Origin of the sequence: Marinobacter sp. (genome assembly GCF_035268745.1) — a bacterium.
GTDB lineage: Bacteria > Pseudomonadota > Gammaproteobacteria > Pseudomonadales > Oleiphilaceae > Marinobacter.
The window spans coordinates 1-2,512 of record NZ_DATFKH010000183.1 but is presented as its reverse complement, the minus strand read 5'-3'; the positions used below and the strand labels follow the sequence as shown (position 1 = coordinate 2,512).

Sequence of the window (2,512 nt, the reverse complement as noted above, 5' to 3'; positions counted from 1 at the left end):
TCAGAAAGACGAAGACAGCCTTCCCGGCTATGACGTTCTCGACCAGATACTGAACCTTTACGTCGAGCGGGATCTGAGTGCAGACGCCATTGTCGCCCAGGGGTTCTGCCGCGAGGATGTTGATCGCGTGGTTCGCCTTGTGGATACCAACGAGTACAAGCGCCGGCAGGCGCCCATTGGTGTGCGAATCACCGAGAGAGGATTCGGCAAGGACCGCCGCTATCCCATTACCAATGGCTGGAAAAGCGGGGTCTAGAGTCCCGTTATTCGTCGCCTATCAGGCCGAAGGTCACAACACTGGCCAGGGAGCGGTTTTCCCGGGACAGGACGTCGGCCTCGAATTCACCGTCTGCGTTAAAGGCCGAGCTGTCCGGAAAGTTCTCTCTCAGCAGGGCAACAGCGTCCGAGGTGCCTTTTTCGAGATCCAGAAAGCGGAAGGTTTCCGCCAGGATAATCAGCGCGTCTTCCACGGGAGGCGTAGACGGGTAATTCTCAATAATGAAACGGGCACGGTTGTTGGCGGCCACGTAAGCCTGGCGGCTGATGTAATACCGGGCTGCGATCAGTTCCAGGCTGGCGAGGCGATTGCGCACGGCAATCATTCTCTGGCGGGCATCGGGCGCGTACTGGCTTGAAGGAAAGCGGTTCAGCAGCTCCGAAAAATCCTCGAAGGCCTGGCGCTGTTCGCCCGGGTCACGGGCCGCAATATCGATCGGTAAGTAGCGGGCGCCCAGACTGATATCCAGGTTATAAGAGGCCAGCCCGCGCATATAGAGGGCGTAGTCGGCGTGTTCACTTTGCGGGTTAAGGCGCAGGAAACGGTCCGCGGCGGCTCGTGAACCCTCCAGGTCCAGATTCTGGTAGCGGGCATAAATCAGGTCGAGCTGGGCCTGTTCGGCATAGCGTCCGAAGGGATAGTAGGTTTCCAGGGCATTGAGACTGCTTTCGGCCGCGTTGAAATTGCCGGATCTCATATCGTTGCGGGCATTTTCATAGTAGGTTTCTTCCGCCAGAACCTCGTCCTGACTGTTGGAGGCACAGGCGCTGATCAACAGCACGGCGGTGAATAGCAAGACTAATCGAGCAACTGATCTCATGCCGGAATCCCGTATAATGGCAGAAATTGAACTGTGCAGCATTGTAACGGGGATCCCCGGGCTTGTGCAGTGGCAGGCTTGCTGGATTCTGCCTTTTTGACGGAAACGTAACTTTTTGGAAGCCCCGGGGGCTCAATGTCAGCTGAATCACCTATCACCGCAAGGTTTTCCATACCTTCGGATATCAGTGGCCGGAGACTGGATCAGGCCGTTGCCGAACTGATGCCGGAACACTCCCGGTCCCGGCTTCAGGGCTGGATAAAATCCGGAGCGCTGACCGTAAATGGCAAAATCTGCAAACCACGTGACAAAGTGATGATGGACGATGCCATTGAGCTCAATGCCGAACCGGAAGCGCAGGTCAGTTGGGAGGCCGAGGAAATCGGCCTGGATGTGGTATTCGAGGACGAGCATCTGCTGGTGATCAATAAACCGGCAGGGCTGGTGGTGCACCCTGCGGCGGGGCATGTCGATGGTACCCTGGTCAACGCCCTGCTCAATTACGCTCCGGAGGTGGAAAATCTGCCCCGGGCGGGCATTGTGCACCGGCTGGACAAGGATACTTCGGGAATCATGGTGGTGGCGCGCAGTCTCATCGCCCACACCTCGCTGGTGGATCAACTGCAGAGCCGCACCATGGGGCGAGAGTACGAAGCCGTGATTGTCGGGACCATCACCGGCGGGGCAACCGTGAATGCTCCCATCGGCCGCCACCCGCAGGAGCGCAAGAAAATGGCAGTGGTGGCCAGCGGCAAACCCGCCATTACCCATTACCGGCTGGCGGAGCGGTTTGCCGCCCACACCCACATCAGTTGCAGGCTGGAAAGCGGGCGCACCCATCAGATCCGGGTGCATATGGCTCACATCAAGCACCCGCTGGTCGGTGATCCGCTTTATGGCGGGCGCCTGCGGCTGCCCAAAGGTACAACAGACGAGCTTCGGGAGACCCTGGCGGCATTCCAGCGCCAGGCCCTGCACGCCCGCAAACTGACCCTTGAGCATCCACAGACTGGTGAAACCCTGAGCTGGGAAGTGCCCCTGCCGGAAGACATGACGGCGTTACTCGCGGGCCTGCGCAAGCATGTTGAAGACCTGGAAAACCATGGTGTCTGAGCCCGAATTCATCATCCCGGACTGGCCCGCGCCAAAGGGCGTCAAGGCGGTTTCAACAACCCGGACTGGTGGCTTCAGCGTGGCGCCCTGGGACAGTCTGAACTTTGGTGACCATGTCGGGGATGATCCGCAGAAGGTCGGTCAGAATCGCCTGAGACTTGCGGACTGGACCGGAATCCCTGTTGCCGAATTCCGGTTTATGGATCAGGTCCATGGAATTGAGTTCGCAGAACTCCCTGCTGAATTGCCGGTGCAGGCGGACGGCTGCGTGACTTCGCAGCCCCGGGTTCCCTGCCTGGTCA

General features: G+C 59.0%; 3 protein-coding genes and 1 pseudogene. 3 read left to right on the top strand and 1 reads right to left on the bottom strand.

The window, feature by feature from the left end:
* Positions 1-256, top strand: a pseudogene (locus VJ956_RS12955) (NAD+ synthase); the annotation flags it as partial.
* Positions 257-263: 7 nt separating this feature from the next.
* Here VJ956_RS12955 and VJ956_RS12950 read toward each other — a convergent pair.
* Complete coding sequence (locus tag VJ956_RS12950) at positions 264-1,097, bottom strand: outer membrane protein assembly factor BamD (protein ID WP_324085462.1); 834 nt, start codon at positions 1,095-1,097, stop codon at positions 264-266.
* Positions 1,098-1,232: 135 nt separating this feature from the next.
* Here VJ956_RS12950 and rluD point away from each other — a divergent pair, with 135 nt between their 5' ends.
* Entirely contained in the window at positions 1,233-2,210 is a 978-nt protein-coding gene (gene rluD, locus VJ956_RS12945) for a 23S rRNA pseudouridine(1911/1915/1917) synthase RluD (RefSeq protein ID WP_324085461.1), read from the top strand.
* The coding region (locus VJ956_RS12940) for a laccase domain-containing protein (protein ID WP_324085460.1) at positions 2,200-2,512 on the top strand (313 nt) is incomplete at its 3' end. The genes rluD and VJ956_RS12940, both read left to right, overlap by 11 nt.